Annotated in this window: 13 protein-coding genes; 10 read left to right on the top strand and 3 right to left on the bottom strand. The window is 37.9% G+C overall.

What is annotated here, in order from left to right; genetic code table 11:
• Window positions 1–63 precede the first annotated feature (63 nt).
• The 4 genes from QNJ50_RS14190 (at window position 64) to QNJ50_RS14175 (ending at window position 5,886) form a co-directional block, all read left to right on the top strand.
• Complete coding sequence (locus QNJ50_RS14190) at window positions 64–519, top strand: protein tyrosine phosphatase family protein (protein ID WP_300636224.1); 456 nt, start codon at window positions 64–66, stop codon at window positions 517–519.
• Window positions 520–948: 429 nt separating this feature from the next.
• Window positions 949–1,620 carry a peptidoglycan-binding protein gene (locus tag QNJ50_RS14185; protein WP_300636222.1) on the top strand — a complete coding sequence of 224 codons (672 nt, stop codon included), beginning with the start codon at window positions 949–951 and terminating at the stop codon, window positions 1,618–1,620.
• Between the two features lie 191 nt (window positions 1,621–1,811).
• Entirely contained in the window at window positions 1,812–3,530 is a 1,719-nt protein-coding gene (locus tag QNJ50_RS14180) for a diflavin flavoprotein (protein ID WP_300636220.1), read from the top strand.
• A 646-nt stretch (window positions 3,531–4,176) separates the two neighbouring features.
• A complete protein-coding gene (locus QNJ50_RS14175) occupies window positions 4,177–5,886 on the top strand; it encodes a diflavin flavoprotein (RefSeq protein WP_300636218.1) in 1,710 nt (569 codons plus the stop codon).
• 372 nt (window positions 5,887–6,258) lie between these two features.
• Here QNJ50_RS14175 and QNJ50_RS14170 read toward each other — a convergent pair whose 3' ends face one another.
• Entirely contained in the window at window positions 6,259–6,828 is a 570-nt protein-coding gene (locus QNJ50_RS14170) for a peptidoglycan-binding protein (protein WP_300636216.1), read from the bottom strand.
• A gap of 726 nt (window positions 6,829–7,554) precedes the next feature.
• Between QNJ50_RS14170 and QNJ50_RS14165 the strand changes: the two genes are divergently transcribed.
• From QNJ50_RS14165 to QNJ50_RS14155, 3 genes are all read left to right on the top strand, one after another.
• Window positions 7,555–7,728: a hypothetical protein gene (locus QNJ50_RS14165; RefSeq protein ID WP_300636214.1), complete on the top strand. Its 174-nt coding sequence runs from the start codon at window positions 7,555–7,557 to the stop codon at window positions 7,726–7,728.
• Window positions 7,729–8,221: 493 nt separating this feature from the next.
• On the top strand, window positions 8,222–10,843 hold the full coding sequence (locus QNJ50_RS14160; protein WP_300636212.1) for a DNA polymerase III subunit alpha: 2,622 nt from the start codon (window positions 8,222–8,224) through the stop codon (window positions 10,841–10,843).
• Window positions 10,844–11,111: 268 nt separating this feature from the next.
• Window positions 11,112–12,314: an NAD(P)-dependent oxidoreductase gene (locus QNJ50_RS14155; protein ID WP_300636210.1), complete on the top strand. Its 1,203-nt coding sequence runs from the start codon at window positions 11,112–11,114 to the stop codon at window positions 12,312–12,314.
• Window positions 12,315–12,488: 174 nt separating this feature from the next.
• Here QNJ50_RS14155 and QNJ50_RS14150 read toward each other — a convergent pair whose 3' ends face one another.
• Together QNJ50_RS14150 and QNJ50_RS14145 are read right to left on the bottom strand one after the other, a co-directional pair.
• Window positions 12,489–13,457, bottom strand: a complete 969-nt coding sequence (locus QNJ50_RS14150; RefSeq protein WP_300636208.1) for a BadF/BadG/BcrA/BcrD ATPase family protein — start codon at window positions 13,455–13,457, stop codon at window positions 12,489–12,491.
• Window positions 13,458–13,667: 210 nt separating this feature from the next.
• Window positions 13,668–14,957: an MFS transporter gene (locus tag QNJ50_RS14145; protein ID WP_300636206.1), complete on the bottom strand. Its 1,290-nt coding sequence runs from the start codon at window positions 14,955–14,957 to the stop codon at window positions 13,668–13,670.
• 766 nt (window positions 14,958–15,723) lie between these two features.
• Here QNJ50_RS14145 and QNJ50_RS14140 point away from each other — a divergent pair.
• The 3 genes from QNJ50_RS14140 (at window position 15,724) to dpdE (ending at window position 23,557) form a co-directional block, all read left to right on the top strand.
• The gene (locus QNJ50_RS14140) at window positions 15,724–18,801 is read left to right on the top strand and encodes a valine--tRNA ligase (RefSeq protein WP_300636204.1); all 3,078 of its coding nucleotides are present in this window, start codon (window positions 15,724–15,726) and stop codon (window positions 18,799–18,801) included.
• Between the two features lie 271 nt (window positions 18,802–19,072).
• A complete protein-coding gene (locus QNJ50_RS14135) occupies window positions 19,073–19,507 on the top strand; it encodes a hypothetical protein (RefSeq protein ID WP_300636202.1) in 435 nt (144 codons plus the stop codon).
• Window positions 19,508–20,215: 708 nt separating this feature from the next.
• Window positions 20,216–23,557, top strand: a complete 3,342-nt coding sequence (gene dpdE, locus QNJ50_RS14130; RefSeq protein ID WP_300636200.1) for a protein DpdE — start codon at window positions 20,216–20,218, stop codon at window positions 23,555–23,557.
• The last annotated feature ends 176 nt before the right edge of the window (window positions 23,558–23,733 follow it).

Here is a 23,733-nt window from a genome sequence, read left to right as displayed (position 1 = left end):
AATTTTTTAATTTCTCTGATTGAAAAATGCACGAAAATATACAAAATACAAATATTTGTATTTATGGGCAAACAAATAGAAAGTATTTATAATTTTTTACAAATATCCAATTTAATCGCTACTTCCGGACAACCAAAAGAAGAACAATTTTCTGTAGTCAAAAATTCTGGTTACCAAGTAGTTATCAATCTTGGTCTCATAAGTTCTTCAGGGGCTTTATCAAATGAAAAGCAATTAGTTAATTCTTTAGGAATGGAATATATTCATATTCCTGTGATTTGGGATAAACTAGAAATTACTGAATTTTCAAAGTTTGCAAGTGTGATGCAAGCTAACAGCGATAAGAAAGTGTTTGTCCATTGTATTGCCAATAAAAGAGTTTCTATTTTTATGTATCTTTTTCGTTACTTGTATCAAGGGATAACTCAAGAAGATGCTGAAAAAGACTTACATAGAATTTGGATACCCAATGATATTTGGCAACAATTTATTAGTGAAGCGATCGCAAAATACAGTTAGCTATATGTTAGGAATTTTATCCAAAAGATTAATATTTATAAATTAAATATTATCTCAAAAATATAATTAAATTATCTAAATTTTATTTTCAATGCTTTATTTTAATTAGGAGCAAAAACTACCTTCCGTTTATTCCCTAAGGAATGCGTGTAAGCCGTGAACAGCAAACCTTAATTAAATAGGTTAGTAAGAAAAATCATAACTTGTTTGTAATAGCGCTTTAGCGCTAAAGCATTACTAAGAGCCAAACACGAGTCTTTTATATTTCTTTACATATTTTACTTTTTTCTTGCCTACTTACTTAGAATGTAAATTTTATTTTCTATTTAAGTATATCTATACTGAGTATTACTACCTAATATGTAAAAATATACATATACCCACAATACAGGTGTATAACCAACATTCTATTATTGTGTTGGAGGAAATATGTTATCAATTTATAGAGATGGAGCAATAAACCCATTTGCTTTTCGTTCCTTGTACAACGAAAATCGTGATAACAAGCGAATGGTTGACTTTGATTCTGAAAGCTCTGATAAAGTCAAAATTTTGGAATCAGCAGAATTCGATACATTTAGATGGTTTAAGAATACCTCTAATTCCCCATGGATAAGGTTGGTATCTTTATTAGTAATTGTCTCTTTAATTGGCTTTGCAGGTACAGCACAAGCTTTGGTACTCAGAAGGGGTTCGAGAGGTTCTTCTGTAGTTGTACTGCAAAACAGGCTCATAGAAGACGGTTACTTGGATGGGAATCCAACAGGTTACTACGGTTCAAGAACTGAAGGAGCAGTCAGAAACTATCAGCGCGATAACGATTTATTAGTTGATGGAATTGCTGGTTCTCAGACTTTAGAAGATATGGATTTGGATTTGGAAAATGTTGGTGGTGAGGAGATACCAATTGGTAATGGAAGGGTCACAGCTAGCAGACTCAATCTTCGCCGAGGTCCAGGAACAAATTACCTTCGTGTTACAAGTATACCCAGAGGAACAAGGGTAACTCTTTATGAGAGAGCCCAAAATGGTTGGTACAGAATTGATGGTCCAGATGGTGGCTATGTTTGGGTGTCTGGCAGGTATATTGAGCGTTTTTGATGTTTGAGATTGGAGATTAGGAATTAGAAATAAAGAATTGTCCCAATCGCTAATCCCTAATCCCTAAAAAACGATCTAAATTATACATTTAGAGTTTCAACCAAAATAAAGCCAATAACAACTTAAAGAATATTTTACGAGCACAATGAAGAGAGAAAAAATAACAAAATTTTTGTGCTTGGAGATGGCTGATGGTAGCGCTCACAGGGAATGCCCAAAATCGATTGACAATTCAAACTATTGATATAGCTCCTAATACAACAGCTATCCGTTCTCTTGATTGGGACCGTGATCGTTTTGATATTGAGTTTGGACTGCAAAATGGTACAACCTATAATTCATATCTCATTAAAGGCGATCGAATCGCCTTGGTTGATACTTCACATCAAAAATTTCGCGATCTGTATTTAGATACTCTTAAAGGGTTAGTTAATCCAAAAGCGATTGACTATATCATCGTCAGTCATACTGAACCTGACCATAGTGGTTTAGTAGAAGATGTGTTGCAATTGGCTCCTAGAGCCACAGTTTTAGCGTCAAAAGTTGCACTACAATTCCTAGAAAATTTAGTCCACGATCCCTTTTCTAAACGTATTGTTAAAAGTGGCGACCTTGTTGATTTAGGTCAAGGACATGAAATTGAATTTGTTAGTGCCCCTAATTTACATTGGCCCGATACAATTTTTAGCTACGATCGCAAAACCCAAGTTCTCTACACTTGTGATGCCTTTGGGATGCATTACTGTAGTGATGATACCTTCGATGTTAATTTAGAGGCTATCGAACCTGATTTTAGATTTTATTATGATTGCCTCATGGGTCCAAATGCTCGCTCTTTACTTAATGCAATGAAAAGAATGGGTGACTTGGGTAATATTCACATCATTGCTAATGGTCATGGCCCCTTACTTTATCATAATTTGGATGTTCTAAGGGAGTGCTATCAAAGCTGGAGTCAAAAACAAGCAACTTCAGAAACTATTGTTGCTTTGTTCTACGTTTCCGATTACGGTTACAGTGATCGCTTGGTACAATCAATTGCCCATGGCATCCAAAAAACCGGCATAGGGGTAGAAATTGTTGATATTACCTCAGCAGAAGTCCAAGAAGTTCAAGAACTGTCAAGTAGGGCTGCTGGTATTATCATTGGTATGCCACCGACTTCTAATGTTACAGCCCAAGCAGCTATTAGTTCCCTACTTGCAGTGGCAAAATCAAAACAAGTTTTTGGACTGTTTGAATCCTATGGTGGTGATGATGAACCCATAGATACCCTGCGGAGAAAATTCATTGAACTTGGGGTTCGCGAAGCCTTCGAGGCAATTAGAATTAAAGAAGCACCTGATAAAACAACATTTAAGCTGTGTGAAGAATCGGGTACTGACATCGGGCAATTACTCGTGCGCGAGCGTAACATCAAGCAGGTAAAATCCCTTGATGTCAATATGGAAAAAGCTTTGGGTAGAATCAGCAGTGGGCTATATATCATAACTGCTCAAAAAGGTGAAGCAAAAGCTGCAATGTTAGCATCTTGGGTTGCTCAAGCTAGTTTACAACCTCTTGGTTTTACTGTTGCACTTGCCAAAGATAGATCCATCGACTCTTTTTTACAAATTGGCGATAAGTTTGTTCTGAACGTTCTTGAAGAAGGAAATTACAAAGAACTCAAAAAACATTTTCTTAAGCGCTTACTTCCTGGCTCCGATCGCTTTGCTGGAGTTAAAACTCAAACAGCAAAAAATGGCTCTCCCATTCTCACAGATGCGCTAGCATATATGGAGTGTGAAGTAAAAAGTGCTTTGGAGTGTAGCGACCACTGGATTTTATACTGTACTGCCCAACAGGGACGCGTTTCTAATGCTGAAGGTTTAACAGCTGTTCGTCATCGCAAAGTTGGTAACTATTACTAAAAACAGTAAATCAAACTAAATTTTGCTTGAGTTAATTTTCACTCATCAATTCTTGGAAGATTTTTTCTACAATCTTTTTCTTCTAGAATAAATCTCAAGCAAATAAAAAAACCTCCAAGCAAACAAATGCACTTAGAGTTGATAGCAAGTCTTCTCAGGAAAAAACTAGGATAAAAGAACAAAATTGTTCCGATTCCAAAACATATCAACTTGATGTGACAGATACTACTAGTTAATTTTATTAGTCACCCTGAAGTTTAAATACACACTAAAATCTAGAGACACGGCAAGCCGTGTCTCAAGGAAATTTCAGGGTTTTATTCTGCCATTATTTCAAGATTGTATTCTACCTAACTTAGTATTAGATGCAATGTAACTTTGCATACTTTTTATCGAGATCGAATACTTTTAGAAGGTAGATTATTGAGACTTTTTAATCTTGGTGCTAACACTTTGTGCAAAGTAACCATACAAGTCCTGAGACTTTCATTCTTTCCAAACACCCTGTTGCACAAATTTTTTTATTTGTCCCAGACTCCCCATAAGAAATATTGGGATAAACCTCAGAAAATAGGGAATTTATCTGTTTTCCCATTTTTCACATTATTTGAATTTAATTTGCTCACATCTCATCCACCCAAAACCTATGAGCGAAAATCTCCGCGATGTTCAGATTTTGCCCATTGCTACCGGTACTACCGTATTGCGATCACGTAGTTGGACGCGTCTGCGATTTGAAATTGAATATGCCTTAGCTCGCGGCACCACCGTTAATTCTTATTTGATTACAGGCGATAAAGTTGCTATTGTCGATCCGCCAGCCGATACATTTACGGAAGTTTATCTCAAAGCACTGCAACAATGCCTCAATTTGAGCCAGTTAGATTACATTATTTTGGGTCATTTTAGCCCGAATCGTGTTGCTACTCTCAAAGCACTTCAACAACTAGCACCCCAAATCACTTTTGTTTGTGCCCTTCCAGCTGCAACAGACTTGCGTAATACTTTTCCCGAGCAAGAAATAAAAATTATGACCATGCGGGGAAAAGAAACCTTAGATTTAGGTAAAGGTCATCATTTAAAATTCATCCCCACACCCAGTCCGAGATGGCCTGCGGGACTTTGTTCCTACGACCAACAAACTCAAATTCTTTTTACCGATAAGTTATTTAGTACTCATATCTGCAGCGACGACATCTTTGACGAGCATTGGGATGCTCTCAAAGATGACCAGCGCTATTACTATGATTGCCTGATGGCTCCTAGTGCTACCCACGTACAGGCTGCACTGGAAAAACTCTCTGAGTTGCAAGCAAGAATGTATGCTACGGGTCATGGACCATTGATACGCTATGGTTTAATTGAACTCACTAATGCCTACGAAGAATGGAGTCGTTCTCAAACCGAACGAGAGATAACTGTTGCTTTACTTTACGCTTCTGCCTATGGTAATACAGCAACTTTAGCTCAAGCAATGGGACTTGGTTTGACTAAAGGTGGGGTTGCTGTGGAATCCATCAATTGTGAATTTGCTACACCTGAAGAGATCAAGGCAGCTTTAGATAAAAGTGAGGGCTTTTTAATTGGTTCTCCTACTATTGGTGGTAATGCTCCCACACCAATTCATACAGCATTAGGAATTGTACTTTCTCTTAGTGACACCAGTAAACTTGCGGGAGTATTTGGTTCCTATGGTTGGAGTGGTGAAGCCTTTGATTTAATTGAAGGAAAACTAAGAGATGCTGGCTATCGGTTTGGATTTGAAACTTTCAAGGCTAAGTTTAAACCTTCAGATGTTACCCTCAAAGAATGTGAGGAAATTGCCACAGACTTTGCCCAAACTTTAAAGAAAGCCAGAAAGTTACGCTTACCACAACCAGCAGCAACTCCAACAGAACAGGCGATGGGTAGAATAGTTGGTTCTGTATGTGTTTTAACAGCCAAACAAGGTGATGTTTCTACTGGAATGTTAGGGGCTTGGGTTTCACAGGCGACTTTTAATCCACCAGGTATCAGTGTTGCAGTTGCTAAGGACAGAGCAATTGAGAGTTTAATGCACTCTGGAAGCAAGTTCGTTTTAAATATCCTCCCAGAGGGAAATCATCAGGAGTACATGAAGCATTTCCGCAAATCTTTTGCTCCAGGAGAAGATAGATTTGCCAATTTTTCTACCACAACTGCCGATAATGGTTGTCTCATACTTACTGATGCATTGGCTTATTTGGAATGTTTAGTAGAAAAACGCTTAGAATGCGGCGACCACTGGGTGATATACGCTACGGTAGAAAGCGGTAAGTTACTTAAGAAAGATGCTGTAACAGCTATTTATCATCGTAAAGCTGGCAATCACTACTAATTGTTATATTCGGGCATAGTTCCTTAACTAAACATTCCACTCCACCTGTGTATGTTAGTTGTGGGACATTAGCCCGCTTAATACTTATAAGATGGCTTTAAAAAGCACACGCTTTAAAAAGCGCTTTTGACTCAGAATTTACTTTTCAGACCTATGAAGTAGTTTCATCATCTAGAAAAGGAAATATACCAACGTCATTAACGTCATTAATGAAGGGATTACAGGGTATGAACTGAGCCCAATCTAATAATTGAGTTTTACGTGAAAGTTATCTGAAATATGAAGATTTAGCAATTTTAGACTTACACATAATTAATTCATGGGAGCACAACCTCAAATTCAAATTTATTCGCGAGAACCTTAATGTAAATCCTATCCCACTGTTCTATTGCAGCGTTCACAAGCACCTAAAAATAAGTTTGTCCACGTGAGAGGACCTACTATTCCATCTATTTCAATACCTACACAGCTTTGGAAGGTTTTTACTGCTTCAACAGTATATTCGCCGTATCCATTTCCATATTCTGTATAGAATTTGTAATCGTCAAAACGACTAATATCCTCGTAACCAAGCAACATTTGCTGTAAAAATTTTACCGCCTCACCAGAATCACCTTTGCTTAATACTGGTAATTCAGTATAACCTTTAACAACTGCAGGATATCCATCCTCATTGTTCGCTGATTCTCTACAAGTACGACAAAAGTTGTTGGCTAACGCATTCCAAGTTCGAGAATCAACTACTCCATCAATTTCCAGTTCACCTGGGTTTACTCCGGGAACTGCATTACGCTGTTCTTGAAATTTCATCACAGCATCCATTGTATATTGACCGAATATTCCGTCTATTCCTCCTTGACCAATATCAATACCATAACTGACAAGCAAATACTGTAGGTATCCCACTGCAGGACCATTAGAACCTTGTATCAGAATTGGCATTGTCTTAACCTCAGTCATATACACAGACCTCATTGTTTGTTCTCCTTCTTTCTTTTAGTCACATTGTTCGTCTTGTTTGATTTATCGAACTATTTCTTCACCTAACAAGAAATGCTCTTGACTCATGGGATTTACTTCTATATGCCAAAGTGATATCTGTCTGTTCGCTAATCTTAAGTAAATAGTTGTTAGCAAATTCAACTTATGCAGTTTAATGATTTTGAATTTCTTGTGAAATTACAAACACTAAGCCTTTTATAGGCTGATTTAAAAAATCAAACCTCTCTTAATGGCTTGTATTGCCCAAAATAGTCACTCAAAACAACTAAATTATTTGATTTATCAAAAATTAAATGCGATATCGCTATATCTTCAGTTGATTTACAGGGCACAACCGATATAAACAGGATTAACAATAGTTTTTTATAATTACTACGATATAAATTAACTATGATGTATCTCAGTATTCTTTTATTGATACCCAAGTTATCGTGTGGGAAAATTTTGGGTATATTCTTTGAAAAAATACATTTTGACTAAAATTTCATTGCATTCACTTAATGTCAGACTATAAATTAATCTCATAACATTCAGCAATTGCCACAAGGTCAAGTCATCAAAACACTGTGTAATATATAACTTGTTATTTATTATTACTTGTTTTTGTACTGAGATTTACGATCATTTTTAGTAACAATTTTAAATTTATAGTAGTTTGCGATGGAAATGAATTCAGAAAGGATCAAAATTACTTTTCCGTTTTGGGAATATCTTCAACAACCAGTATTTAGTCGTAAAAAACATTTTATAATTCACCCTCAACGTTTTGCTTTGATTCATCGGATTGAGTTTCTTAAAAAATGTTGGGCAAAAGAATGTGATGCGAAAGGACCACATTAAAATTAAATTTATAAGTCAAATCATGTTAATGATACGAGTTGAAGATAAAAAAATAAACTTTATTGATGAAGGTAAATCAGAAATTATTTGGAACAAAAGTTTTAAAATCTGGAGGCTATGAAATAACTTTTCACTATTAGGTTTTCTCAAGTTGAATTCTTCTTTTTCTTCAGTCAATTCATTTTTTATCTATCTCAAAATTTAACTATTTTGTAATCCTAGATAATCAGAATCAGTAAATATCACTACATACATATTGAATCTGTCCTTTAAGTGCATATCTCACTGTTGTCTGGTAATTGAATTGATTTTATTCATTGTTTAGCTCTGATGATGGGTTGCATTTACTCAATTTCTCTCCATGGTTGCTTTGCACCCCGAAACATTGAAGTTTTTTGGAAAAATCTAAATCTAAAATAAACTTATAGCTCGAATCTCCAACATACGCTACTCTGGAAAAAACTTGTGGTTTTTGAGTGCCGGGTGAAACAATATGTCCTTTGTACCTTTACATATTCATAGCGACTATAGTTTACTTGATGGAGCATCCCAACTACCTAATTTGATAGATAAGGCTATTGAATTGGGAATAGAGGCGATCGCACTTACGGACCACGGTGTAATGTACGGCGCGATCGAGTTAATCAAAACTTGTCGTGGTAAAAATATCAAGCCAATTATTGGCAATGAAATGTATATTATTAACGGTGATATAACGAAACAAGAACGCCGTCCTCGTTACCACCAAGTTGTTTTAGCGAAAAATACTCAGGGCTATAAGAATTTAGTTAAATTAACTACGACCTCGCACCTCAAAGGTGTACAGGGTAGGGGTATTTTTTCTCGACCTTGCATTAATAAAGAATTATTAAAAGAGTATCATCAAGATTTGATAGTTACGAGTGCTTGTCTGGGTGGAGAAGTTCCCCAAGCTATTCTCAGTAGCAGACCAGATGCGGCGCGTAAAGTTGCAAAATGGTACAAAGATGTTTTTGGTGAAGATTACTATTTAGAAATTCAAGACCATGGTTCTCGGGAAGACCGAGTTGTGAATGTTGAAATCGTTAAAATTGCTAAAGAATTAGATATTAAAGTTATTGCGACGAACGATTCCCATTTTATTTCTTGTTATGACGTAGAAGCTCACGACGCTTTATTGTGCATTCAAACAGGTAAAAAGATTTTTGAAGATAACCGCATGCGTTATAGCGGTACGGAATATCTCAAATCCGCTGAGGAAATGAAACAGTTATTCCGCGACCATTTACCTTCAGATATCATTGAAGAAGCGATAATAAACACATTAGAAGTTGCGGAGAAAATCGAACCTTACAATATCCTTGGAGAACCCCGCATTCCTCATTTTCCCATTCCTTCAGGACATACTGCCGATACCTATGTGGAAGAAGTTTCTTGGGGAGGGTTAATAGAAAAACTGAATTGCAAGCATCGCCAAGAGGTACCTCTTTCTTATAAGGAAAGGTTGGAATATGAGTTGAAAATGATTCAGCGGATGGGATTTTCAACTTACTTTTTGGTAGTGTGGGATTATATTAAATTTGCTCGGGATAATAGTATTCCTGTTGGTCCGGGTCGCGGTTCGGCTGCAGGTTCCTTGGTAGCTTACACCATGGGTATTACTAATATTGACCCGGTACATCATGGTTTGCTGTTTGAAAGATTTTTGAACCCGGAACGGAAATCCATGCCTGATATTGATACGGATTTCTGTATCGAACAACGTGACAAAGTTATTGATTATGTTACGCGTACCTACGGTGAGGATAAGGTAGCTCAAATTATTACGTTTAACCGCATGACTTCCAAGGCGGTGTTAAAAGATGTGGCAAGGGTACTTAATATCCCTTACAGCGAATCTGACAAAATGGCGAAAATGATTCCGGTTGCACGGGGTAAGCCAGCCAAGCTACAAAAAATGATTTCTGACGATACCCCAGAACCAGAATTTAAGGAAAGGTATGATAATGAGCCCCACGTCCGCCATTGGGTTGATATGGCGATCCGGATTGAAGGGACAAACAAAACTTTTGGCGTTCATGCTGCTGGGGTAGTAATTTCCGCCGACCCCCTAGATGAAATCGTACCGTTACAAAAAAATAATGATGGTTCTGTAATTACCCAGTACTATATGGAAGATTTAGAAGCACTGGGTTTGTTAAAAATGGATTTTCTGGGTCTGAAAAATTTAACTATGATTCAGAAAACTCTTGATTTAATCGAACAAAATCATAATTGTAAAATTGACGCCTACGATATCACCACCCAAGCAAGGAAAGCGCAAAGAATTCTCGAGAAAGGCGAACATAAAACCTTACCGAAAGATGTTCAGAAAACTTACAACCTTTTAGAAGCAGGAGAGCTAGAAGGTGTTTTTCAGTTAGAATCTTCAGGGATGCGTCAAATTGTAAGGGATTTGAAGCCTTCCAATATTGAAGATATATCCTCAATTTTGGCGCTTTATCGACCGGGACCTTTAGATGCAGGATTAATTCCCCACTTTATCGATCGCAAACACGGTCGTGAAGAAATTGATTACGAACATAAAATCTTAGAACCAATTTTGGATGAGACCTATGGAATCATGGTCTATCAGGAGCAAATTATGAAAATTGCTCAGGACATGGCTGGATATTCCTTGGGACAAGCGGATTTGTTGCGCCGCGCTATGGGTAAAAAGAAACTCAAAGAGATGCAGAAGCATCGAGAAATTTTTATTGATGGTTCGGCAAAAAATGGTGTGAATAAAAAAATTGCCGAGCAGTTATTCGAGCAAATGGTGAAGTTTGCCGAATATTGTTTAACTTATGATACAGAAGTTTTAACGGTTGAATATGGTTTTATGCCGATTGGCGCAATTGTGGAAAAAGGTATTGAGTGTAATGTTTACAGTGTTGATAAGAATGGCAATATTTACACCCAACCCATTGCTCAATGGCATAATCGGGGACAACAAGAAGTTTTTGAATATGAGTTAGAAGATGGTTCGACAATTCGGGCGACAAAAGACCATAAATTTATGACAACTGATGGTGAGATGTTGCCAATTGATGAAATTTTTGTTCGGGAATTAGATTTAAAGCAAGTTAAAATCTGATTTTTACAGCATTTTTCTCCTATCTTTTTTCATCACTTAAAAAAAATTGAGAAAATATTGGATTCTGAGTCAAGAAGACGTGGGAAAAATTTCCTATTCAGGCTAAATTGAGAGTTTTGACTTCCGAGTTATGGGAGGGAACTGTGGAAAAAAATACTTTCTTAAGTGATTTAAGGACTTAGAGTGAAAAATCAAATCCTAAATTATGGGTATTCTCAATTTTTAATACTCAGGCTAGGAAAGTAATAAAATTCAAACCAAAAAATTAATGATGAAAGTAGGAATTCTTCGAGAAGGTAAAACTAAAACTGATACTAGAGTTGCATTGACACCAAAGCAATGCCGAGATTTACAAGACAAATATCAAAATTTACAAATCTTTGTCCAGCCGAGCCCAGATCGTTGCTTTGGGGACGAAGAATATCAAAGTCAAGGCATTTTACTTGAGGAAAATCTTTCAGAATGTGAACTTTTGTTAGGGGTCAAAGAAGTTCCCATTTCAATGCTAATACCCCAGAAAACCTATCTATTTTTCTCTCACACGATTAAAAAGCAACCATACAACCGCGAGCTTTTACGTTCAATCTTGCAGAAGAAAATTCGCTTAATTGATTATGAATGTCTGCGAGATACAGGTGGTAAGCGAGTAATTGCTTTTGGACGCTGGGCTGGAATTGTTGGAGCTCATAATGCGACTCTCACATGGGGAAGACGTGAGGGAAAGTTTAACCTCAAACCCATGTACAAATGTCATGATTGGGCTGAAGCTCAAACTTATTATCACAATTTACCTCTTTCTGAAGTCAAGCTGGTCGTTACTGGAGAAGGTAGGGTTGGTAATGGTGCGACAGAAACTTTAGACTTGATGGGAATCAAGAGGATTTCACCTCAAGAATTTCTCGAGAAAAACTTTAACGAACCTATTTACACACAGCTAGGGGTTAAGGATATGTATCGCAAGGAAGGGGAAATTTCCTTTGATGAAAATCACTATTATCAACATCCCGAGCAGTATGTTTCCTGTTTTGAACCTTATACACATACTGCAAATATTATGCTTAATGGCATCTATTGGGATAAGCGTATCCCAGTTTTCTTTACCAAAGATGATATGAAGCGTAAAGACTTTACTATTCGCGTCATCGCTGATGTCACCTGCGATATTGCTCCAGATTCCTCAATCCCCTCAACAATCAGAGCTTCTTCTATTCGCAAGCCAATTTATGGTTATGACCCCTTATCATTCAAGGAAACCGAGCCATTTCAAAATAATTGTATTGATGTTATGGCGGTAGATAATTTACCTAACGAATTACCCAGGGATGCTTCAGAAGATTTTGGTAATCAATTAATTTCAACAGTATGGTCAGAATTAAATCAAAGCAATAGCCGGATGATTTATGAAGGAACAATCGCTTTTGATGGTGAATTAAATAAGCCTTATGAATATTTACAAGATTATGTAAATTAAAGTTTCATTTCAATTAACTTTGATTCAAAATCATAAACCAATCCTCCAGGCTGTTTTTTATTACTTTTTCAGCAGACCCTAAGGTGGTTATTAGTATTCAAAATAAGGTTTAGGTGTTGATACACTCCAAAACCATCTCTGGGATTGGACTTAACACACTTCTTACTTCTTATTTTAATTCTTACTTCCGCGCAGCGGTACCCTTTCTAAAGCCAATAAACCTGCTCCATAAGCAGGTTTAAACCTCGGTAAAATTACCTCAACTCCAGGGAACCTTTCACCAATAGCACTTACAAACCTCTCCCGAATACAACTTTGCCACACACTACCCGTTGTCACAACTTCCAAAGCTTCACCCGGTTGAAAAATCGCCTCAATAACCGTAGAAGTTCCTTTAACTAACTCTTGGACAGCATCATCAATAATCTTATTTGCAACCCGATCGCCTTTTACTGCTGCGCGATCAACAATTGGTGCTAAAGCTGCGATTTTTTTCACATCCCATCCCCTTCTGTATATGACGTCCACCAAATCTTCAATACTTGCGAGTTCGAGATGTTGTTGAAAATCTGCTAGCAAACAAGAATTTATTTCTCGTCCGTCATAAATTTTTAATGCAGCTTGCATTCCTGCGATCGCAATTTTGTAAGCGCTACCTTCATCTCCTAAAATATGACCCCAACCACCAACCCGTTTGGTTTTTCCTTGGGAATTCCGTCCAAAAACAATAGAACCAGTACCAGCAGCAACCACAATTCCCACATCATGACCAATTCCCCCGACTAAAGCAATTAAAGCATCGTGACAAATTATGATGTTGTGGGGTTGTAAATTCCAAGTAATGGGTAACGAACCATTGTCATGTAAATCTTGAATTATATTTTTTATTACTTCTATATCTTTGGGACGTCCAACACCTGCTAAACCTAAACAAATAGCTTTAACTTGAATATTTTTAGTTAGATTATTTGCTGTTAATGTTTTTTTAATTGCAGTTTCTATAGATTTTTTAGCTGCTTCAACACCAATACTTTGATAATTGGATGCACCTGCTTCACCTCTCCCTATTAGCTTGCGGGAACAGTTCATCAAAATACAAGTAGTTTTACTACCCCCACCATCTATTCCTAAGACATAAAACATGAATAAACTATTATTTTAATGAAATTCATATATTATTTTCAACTCAAATATTAAGCTAAAAAATAAGGTGCACGACGCCTACCAAATAACATAATATATTTGTACATTAATCTTACATGGCAGTGCGTTACGGCACGATGAGAACAGTGTTCTAAAAAAGATACTCTCTTGCGCGCCTAACGCACCCTATGAAACAACAAAATAAATAAATTAGATTGTTTTCTGTTGTTTACCTTCTTCTCCATTCAAAGGTAAAAAGAATATTGTCAACATTCCGGGGATAGTTGCTAAAAATACAATCGTAAAAAACAAAGGGTATCCCACAGATTGTTGAATTGTTCCGCTAATAGCTCCAGGTATCATCATCCCCAAAGCCATTAAACCTGTAGATATGGCGTAGTGAGATGTTTTATATTCTCCTTTGCAAATGTACATTAAGTAAACCATAAATGCAGTAGTTCCAATTCCATATCCAAACTGTTCTATGGAAACTAAAGGATACACAAATTGAATTGGAGGTTTAGCTACAGCCATGTATACATAAAACAAATTTGGTAAGTTTAGCGATAAAGCCATTGGAAACAAAGATTTTTTTAAACCAAATTTAGAAATTAATATTCCTCCCAAAATACCTCCACAAATTAGGGAAACTAATCCGAATGTTCCATATATATAACCAACATCTTCCGTAGCAAGTCCTAACCCACCTGCTGCTGTTTTATCTAATAAAAATACAGATGCTAGCTTGAGCAACATCGCTTCACCAAATCTGTAAAACAAGATGAATAATAAGATTATGTAAACTTTATGCTGTTTAAAATATGAACTAAAAACATCTACCCAAGATACGTTTTGAACTGTTTTATTATCTAAATTAGTTTGAGGGTTTGATTCAGGAGCAGGTAAAATCAGGGCATGAAAAGCGAATAAAATTGCAAAAATTACAGCTGCGACACCAATTGCAATTGACCAACTGAGAGGATTATTTCCAGTAGTTTTTTCTAAACGACCTGCTAAAATCACTAGAAATCCAGTACAAAACAGCATTGCCAATCGATAAAAGAAAGTGCGAATACCGACAAAAAAGGCTTGCTGTCCTGGATTGAGTGCAAGCATGTAAAAGCCATCTGTGGCAATATCATATGTGGCTGAGATAAATGCTCCCACTGCAAAAGCTGCTAGGGATATAAAAAAGAAATTTGGTAACTGTAAAGATAGTGCGACCAAAGCCAAACAACCGGACATCGCAAATTGAGTGGTCAGCAACCATCTTCTTTTTGTGGAAAATGTATCAACAAATGGACCCCAAAACATTTTAATTACCCAAGGTAAATAAAGAAAACTCGTCCACAGGGTAATTTGAGCGTTATCAACTCCCAGTCTTTTATATAAAATTGTGGACACTACATTAATAATCATGTAGGGTATGCCTTGGACAAAGTAAAGACTAGGTACATAAAACCAAGGGGAAAGCGAAGACGACTTAGTTTGAGCTTCCATAAATGTGGTAAATGAGTTTGATATAAATTAAGTGTGGAGAAAGGTAATTAAGTAACCTTTACAGACGTGAATTTACGGTTAATTGTTGCAGATGCGAATTATACATGTCTGATGGTTCTTAATTGCACAATTAAAGTACTTTCGTCCAGATTATTTCATTTATCTTCATCAAATTGGACGAATCAGCTCGGTTTATTAACATTTAAGTACTTGTAATCATTAGCTATTCTTCACAGAATTCAATTTTTCCGTCAACAATTATTGATACATCGAGGAGAAGTAAGAAGTAAAAAGTAAAAAGTAAGAAGTAAGAATTCCATTACCAATCACCCATTACCAATTACCAATTACCAATTACCCATTACCAATTACCAATTACCCATTACCAATTACCCATTACCAATCTAATACTACTGCTATAATACAAAGCGTAACCTGTAATTCCAGACAGGTACTCTTTGCCCCCTAGTACATCGTGGCAGAAATAAAGCACCCATTTATAAAAGGTCAAAGCCAGTAAAGACAACACTTATGTCCTACGGACACGCTAGAGGCTTACGCCGACGCCGCAGGCTCTAGCTATAGCTGCGCTACCTACGGAGCCGCTACCTTACGGATCCGCTAATGACTTTTTATTTTTTACTTTTTACTTCCGCGCAACGGTACTAGTAATTAAAAATATTTACATAAATTTAGATCGAAGAGTCCGACTTCTGCTATAAATAGCAACGTCGCCTTCTTTCTTGACCTATTGGTATTTTCCAGCATGACCGCAACAATTACTAATTTACCCAGTGTTTACGATCCCTTTGCCACGGAAGCTAAGTGGCAGAAGTTTTGGGAAGATAATCAAGTATACAAAGCTGACCCCGATAAGGGTGGTGAACCTTTCTGTGTGGTAATTCCACCACCAAATGTCACCGGTACTTTGCACATGGGTCATGCTTTTGATAATACCTTGATTGATACCACTGTGCGCTACCAACGCCTGAGGGGACGTAATGCTTTGTATTTGCCTGGAACCGACCATGCTAGTATTGCTGTCCATACCATTTTGGAAAAACAGCTTGAAGCTGAAGGTAAAAATCGCAAGGACTTAGGACGGGAAAAATTCCTCGAACGTGCTTGGGAGTGGAAAGCTCAATCAAAGGGAACAATTGTTAATCAGTTGCGCCGTTTGGGTGTGTCGGTAGACTGGACGCGGGAAAGATTTACGTTAGATGAGGGTTTATCTCAGGCGGTTTTAGAAGCTTTTGCCCGTCTGTATGATGAAGGCTTAATTTATCGTGGTAATTACATGGTAAATTGGTGCCCCAAGTCCCAGTCTGCTGTATCCGATCTGGAAGTAGATAAAAAGGAAGTAGATGGAAATCTTTGGCATTTCCGCTACCCCTTAACAGATGGTTCTGGTTATGTGGAAGTGGCGACAACCCGACCGGAAACAATGTTGGGCGATACAGGGGTAGCGGTAAATCCTAATGACGATCGCTACAAAGGTTTTGTTGGCAAAACTTTAACTTTGCCAATTATGAATCGGGTAATTCCAATTATTGCTGATGAATTGGTCGATCCGAGTTTTGGTACTGGCTGCGTTAAGGTTACTCCAGCCCATGACCCGAATGATTTTGCCATGGGCAAACGTCATAATTTGCCGTTTATCAATATTATGAATAAAGACGGTACCTTGAATGACAATGCTGGAGAATTTAAGGGTCAAGACCGGCTTGAGGCGAGAAAAAATATTATTGTTCGTTTAGAAGCAGATGGTGTTTTAGTTAAGGTAGAAGATTATAAACATACGGTTCCCTACAGCGAACGCGGTAAAGTTGCTGTAGAACCATTAATCTCCACCCAATGGTTTGTGAAAATTCGTCCCTTAGCTGATAAAGCTTTGGCTTGTTTGGATGAAGGTAATTCACCACGGTTTGTCCCCCAACGTTGGAATAAGGTATATCGTGATTGGTTAGTGAAGTTAGAAGATTGGTGTATTTCTCGTCAGTTGTGGTGGGGACATCAGATTCCGGCTTGGTATGCTGTTAGCCAAACAAGTGGAGAAATTACCGATAGTACGCCATTCGTTGTTGCCAAAAATGCGATCGAGGCACATGAAAAAGCTGTCGCTAAATTTGGCGATAATGTCCGGTTGGAAAGAGATCCGGATGTGTTGGATACCTGGTTTTCTTCTGGACTTTGGCCTTTTTCCACTTTAGGATGGCCAGAAGAAACAAAAGATTTCCAGACTTATTATCCTACCGCTACTTTAGTTACGGGTTTCGATATAATCTTTTTCTGGGTCGCCAGAATGACCATGATGGCGGGACATTTTACTGACAAAATGCCGTTTAAAGATGTTTACATCCACGGCTTGATTTTGGATGAGAAAGGTCAGAAAATGTCCAAATCTAAAGGAAACGGTATCGATCCTTTAGTCTTAATCAATAAATATGGAACGGATGCTGTACGCTACACCTTAATTAAAGAAGTTGTAGGTGCAGGTCAAGACATTCGCTTAGAATACGATCGCAAAAAAAATGAATCATCCACAGTAGAAGCTTCCCGCAATTTTGCCAATAAGTTGTGGAATGCAGCGCGGTTTGTGATGATGAATTTAGACGGTCAAACTCCAGAGAATTTAGGTAAACCAGTTGCAACAGAACTGAGCGATCGCTGGATCCTTTCCCGTTACAACCAAGTTATCCAACAAACCTGTAAATATATGGATGATTACGGGTTGGGAGAAGCTGCAAAGGGATTATATGAATTTATTTGGGGCGACTTTTGCGATTGGTACATTGAATTAGTTAAACCGCGTTTGCAAAAAGACGCTGACCCTGAATCTCGGAAAGTTGCTCAGCAAACTTTAGCTTATGTATTGGAAGGGATTTTAAAATTACTTAATCCCTTTATGCCCCATATTACCGAGGAAATTTGGCAAACTCTCACCCAACAACCGGATAATTCTTCCATAAGTTTGTCCGTACAATGTTACCCGGAAGTTGAAACCAGCTTAATTGATGGGAAATTAGAAACCCAATTTGAATTGTTAATTGGTACCATTCGTACCATTCGTAACTTACGCGCTGAAGCCGATGTTAAACCTGGTGTAAAAGTCAAGATTAATTTACAAAGCGACAACGGAAAAGAAAGAAGACTTCTCAACGCCACACAAACTTACATTAAAGACTTGGCAAAAGTTGAAACTTTAAGTATCAGCGCGAGTAATCTGCAAAATAATACCCAGGAAACAACAACTGAAGTAGAACAAAAACCTCGCATCAATTGGAAGAAGCTTGGAATAATTGTCTTGGGTATTTACCTGTTAAGGTTAGGTTTTACCATTGTCGATACCATCGATAATATTCCTTTAGTTGGAGGTTTATTTGAAGTAATTGGGCTTGGATACGGTATTTGGTTTATTCGTAAAAATCTCCTTTCAACTGAAAACAGACAAAAATTTTTCCAGAAATTCTTTGCTTTTGTTGACAAACAAAACCCAATTTCCACCCCAGAGACAACTCCAATTGAGTCATTAGAAGCGCCTGCAGAACCAGAAACAGAAAAAGCAATTGCTGGAGTCGTTGGTACGGTACAAGTAATTTTACCGTTGGAAGGGGTAACAGATATTGATGCCTTTGCCAGCAAACTGCAAAAACGTTTGGACAAACTTGAAACTCAAATCAAATCCCTCAGCGGTAGATTGGGTAATTCTAAGTTTGTTGAACAAGCACCAGAAAATGTTGTCCAGGGAGTGCGCGACGATTTAGCAGAAGCACAAACTCAAGCTAAAATTCTTGGCGATCGTTTGCAAAGTATTCTTGGTGAAGCAAAAACTGAAGCAAAGTAATTTCTTTAACTATGTCGGGTAATAGTCTTGTTGTACGAGTAAAATATTTCTTCTTCTAGCTGTAGAAATATCCTTAGAAATATGCTGGGAACAAAACTATTATCTGTAGAGGCGCGATGTGTCGCGTCTCTGCGACTCTTAGTCCTACTATAAATTCTAAAATTTAGATATGACATGCAAGTAGACATTACTTGACTGTATTAACATACCTAATTCCTGATTTAGGTTAGCATAGGCTAAGGTGTGGATTTTGATACTCGCAGTTTTGTTTATGCTGTATCTAGCCCAGGTGCATAGAAACCAATTTTTAGACCAATTCCAGTTAAAGCTCTTGGCGCGCCAAGAAGCAGAAAACATTTGGGCTACGATCCCAGAAGAAACTTGTATTTTGTTGGGGAAAGGTAATACTCTGAATGAGAAATTACTTGTACTTGTAGAACTTTCCTCCACAGGTGAAATTGAGCGCATAGAAGAAGCCACAAACTGGATTTTGGAAATAGTTGATAAATATCTCACTAGTGGGATTACTCCAGAATTTTTACGTCAAGAAGCCGAACGGGCGGAACAGTGGCGACAAGACCTGACTTTACAAAATCAGGACTTAGCACGTCGTTCCCTGGAGTTAGAAGCACGTCGGGAACAAATACAAGCATTAGAAGAAAGTTTAATGCGGGAAAAACAAGACGAAAATAAACCAAATTCATGACCTAGGGGTTAACCAAAATTTTGTCATCAACAGTACAAAACTTTTGAATCTTAATATTTTTGTTTTAATATCTCAGTTTTTATGTTTTAGTTTTGGGTTCTATGAGTGCTAAGATTTAGTGTCGGTCGTTTAGTGTCATCCAAAGTGAAAGCTAAATAGACAGTGCATTTGAGGGCATAATTCAGGTATTGTGTTCTCTTCGGGAGAACTAACAATTACCCTGTATTGTGCCAGTCTCCATTTTCTCAAAATATAATCCGGTGAATTTCACCCTCGGAGCTAGGAAAGTGGGAGTTGTAGAAAATCAGTTTCTTTTGTTTTAATAAAAAAGCTTAAAGCGAATGGAAAATAAGAGAATACGGAACATAAAGTTCTAAGATAATATATGCCGTAAATATTAAACTTAATATGCGCACAAAGTTGTAAACCTCAAATATCATCAAAAATTCAATTACCGTTGGTATTTATAGCTTAGTCATCATCTACATCAGTTAGTAATTTGGTAATTTCTGGTAAATCTAGAATTACCTGGCTAAAATGCAGACTTGGGATTTAATTCCTAGTCGAGGTATACACTAACGACTTGTGACGCATCTAATCCTACAAACTCAAATGCCTGCAGGATAAAATTTTCCCATAAATATCCTAACGGCACCCTATTGTTAACTGCACCACACAAGCAGCTAAATTCGTTTTACACCAGAAAACATGATAAAGCTTGGTTCATTAGTGCGTTCGGGCACTAATAACTTGGGGATAGGAAAAGTAATCGATGTATCCGATCCCCAAATAACTGTTGAATATTTTTGTTCAGTTGCACAACGCGTTAAAGCATCTGTACCCTTAAACTCCCTATCTCGTATTCGGCTACAGCCCCAAACCAGATGTTACATCCGGGATGAACTCCAAGATACTTGGAATATAGGTAGAATTTACGAATGGGACGAAGATAGAAGCCATTATCAAATCGACTTACCGGATTGCAAAACAATCTTGGCTCGGGAAGAAGATGTTTATGTTCGTTGCAACATGCACATCGCCGACCCAATCGAAACCTTGGCTATTAAAGGTCATGAAACACCTTATTTTCATGACAAGCGATTGAACTTGGTTCAATGTTTAATTGAGCAACGCGCCCTTAGTCATGGAATGACGGGCTTGATGTCGGCGAATATCAAGCTTTATCCCCATCAAGTGGAAGTTATCCGTCGCGTTCTTGAAGATCCCATCCAACGTTATCTTCTAGCTGATGAGGTGGGGTTAGGTAAGACTATTGAAGCTGGTGTAATTCTCAGACAGTATTTGCTGGATGAATCAACCGGTACAGCAATAGTAGTAGTTCCTCAATATTTAGTTGAGCAATGGCAAACTGAATTAGAACAAAAGTTTTATATTTCCCATTTTGGCAAACGGGTACAGGTAATAGCCTTCGAGGATATGAATCGGGTTAGCCTGAATCTTGAATTGGGTTTAATGATTGTAGATGAAGCCCATCACATCGCAGCAACAGCCATATCTACCGATTCGATTCAGCGCCGACAGTTTCAGACTTGTAAACAACTCGCACATAAAAGCGATCGCCTGCTCTTACTTTCGGCGACCCCAGTCCTGAACAACGAACGGGATTTCTTGGCAATGTTACACTTGCTAGATCCCATTAGCTATCCCCTTGACAATTTAGACGATTTTCGTAACAGAGTAAAAAAACGCTCCTCAGTTGGTAAGGTTTTACTTTGTTTCCAGGAAGGAGCAAAATCGTCTGTTTTAGAAGAAAATATCGGTGGATTGCGCCAGCTATTTGCTGAAGATAAATGTGTTTTAGATTTGGCGACGGAATTAGAAAGTTGTTTGCAGAAGAGTTCTGCAAGTGCAGATACCGATAAAGATAAACTGATTGGAAAAATTCGCAATCACATCAGCGAAACCTACCGCTTGCATAACCGGATGCTTCGCAATCGCCGTGCTGCAGTTGAAGATGTGATATTTGATCGCAACGTAGTTCCAAAAGTCGAATACGATCTAGACGAACGTAGTTTTGATATCCACGAATTACTAGAAAATTGGCGTCAAGCAGCCCCTCAACAGGAAAAATACCAACGAATCTTTTCACTGCTATTCCGTGGAGCAGGTACCTGGTTTGGAGTCCTCAAAGATGTAATTACAGCACGTTTGGGTAGTAAAAGCTCTGCAGTACGCTTGCGTGAATTTAGTGCTGATGACATCCAAAAGTTAATCGCAACCCCATTGTTTGAGGGAGAAGAAAAGATTCTCCAAGATTTACTGAAAACCATCAATCAACCTTCTGAAGATGGCGATCGCCTCGAGCTACTCAACACAGTTATTCTTTATCGGCTTTCAGAAATTTTTCAGTTACAGTCTTGGCGCAGCAATCTTGGTAAGTTATTAGAATTGTTAAAACAACGAATTCACAGACCAATGACCGGTCAGAAATTACCAAAAATCGTTGTTTTCACTAGTTTCAGCCAAACTGGTAATGAAATTATCAAGTTTTTGCATCAGAAATTTGGTGAAGTTTCCGTTGCGGGTCATATTTTGGGACAATCCCGGACTCAAATAGAACAAAGCTTAACCAAGTTCAAAACTAATCCCAATTGTTTTATCTTAGTTTCTGATTTCTCCGGTGAAGAAGGACATAACCTCCAGTTTGCTGACTGGATGATTAACTTCGATTTACCAAGATTACCCAGTCGTTTGGAACAAAGAATTGGTAGGATAGACCGTATTGGTCGTCCTTTGGAAGTTGACTTGACCGTATTTGCTGGTGTTGATTTAGAAGATAGTCCCCACGATGCTTGGTATCAGCTGCTGAAGAATGGTTTTCGTATTTTCGAGCGCTCCATCGCCGGATTGCAGTATTACGCAGACGAAAAAATCCCAGAGGTTGAAACAATTCTATTTAAATCTGGGGGAAATGGGTTATTAAAAGTAATACCTGATATTCAAAAGGAAACAGCCGAAGAAGAAGTAAAAATTAGCGAACAAAATATCCTGGATGAAATTGATGTTGGGGATGAGAGCGTCGCAGAGTATTTTGAGAAACTTGATGATTACGACGCCCGTCACCAAGAAATTCAACGTGCGATAGAAGGTTGGATCTGCCAAGGTTTATTGTTTCAACAACGTCAAGACGTAAATTTGAAAGGAGTAGGACGTTATCTGGCGACAAAACGTACCTTAGTTCCCGCAAATCAATTAAAAAGTCTGTTTGCGAAACATATTAAAGACCCAGGAACTTATGATCGCAGAATTGCAAACCAAACAACAGGAACTAAGTTATATCGGATTGGTGAAGGGTTAATGACAATCCTCACATCCTATGTTCGTTGGGATGACCGGGGTCAAGCTTTTGCATTATGGCGCACCGATGAATCTTGGGATGCAACCGAAGGTAAGGAGTGGTTTGGTTTCCGTTTTGATTATGTAGTTGAAACCGATCTGAGTGCAGCTAAAGAAGTTGTGAAGAAGTATGGGCTTGATGTCAGGAAATTAAAAAGCTTAAAACGCCGTGCTGATGCTTTATTTCCACCACTGATTAAAACTGTATTTCTGGATACTCGAGGTGGGAAAATGTCAATTGTTGAAGATGAAAATATACAGCAGATTTTGCAACGTAAATACAGTGGTAAAAGCTATAAAGCCACCCGAGATTACAACTTAGCTAAAAATCGCTTAGAAATTTTGGATCGATTCGTTCCTGCTGAAAATTGGCAAGATTTTTGTCGTCAAGCACGCACAACCTCGGAAGAATTACTGAAGCAACAACCTAACTTCATGGAGTTATGTCAAAAACGTGCTTTCTTTGCCGAAAATAAGCTAGAAACCCGTATAAATCAATTGCAACTGAGACTTAAACGACATTCCGAGACAGAGAAAATACCGAATTCTTCATTAACTGAAGAATTAGATACCGAGACTGCTTTAGGTGAAGCTGTGATGGAAGGAATTTATAATCCCAGTATCAGACTAGATTCCGTTGGTTTCATTGTTGTTTCTGGACAACCCCCACAACAAGCTGAGGGAGAAGAATAGTCACAGCGAAAGAAGAGGGAAGAAGGAAGAAGGTTTTGTGTTTGGAAGAAGCTTGTACTCCTCCCTTCACGAAGTGCGTCCAAAACCTTCTTCCTTCTTCCCTCTTCTTTCGCTGTGACTATTCTTCTCCCTCAGCTTGTTGTGGGGGTTGTCCAGAAACAACAATGAAACCAACG

The sequence above is a fragment of the Mastigocoleus sp. MO_188.B34 genome, from assembly GCF_030065675.1.
Taxonomy (GTDB): Bacteria; Cyanobacteriota; Cyanobacteriia; order Cyanobacteriales; family Nostocaceae; genus Mastigocoleus.
The sequence above is the reverse complement of the archived record's forward strand: the minus strand, read 5'-3'. Positions and strand labels throughout refer to the sequence as shown.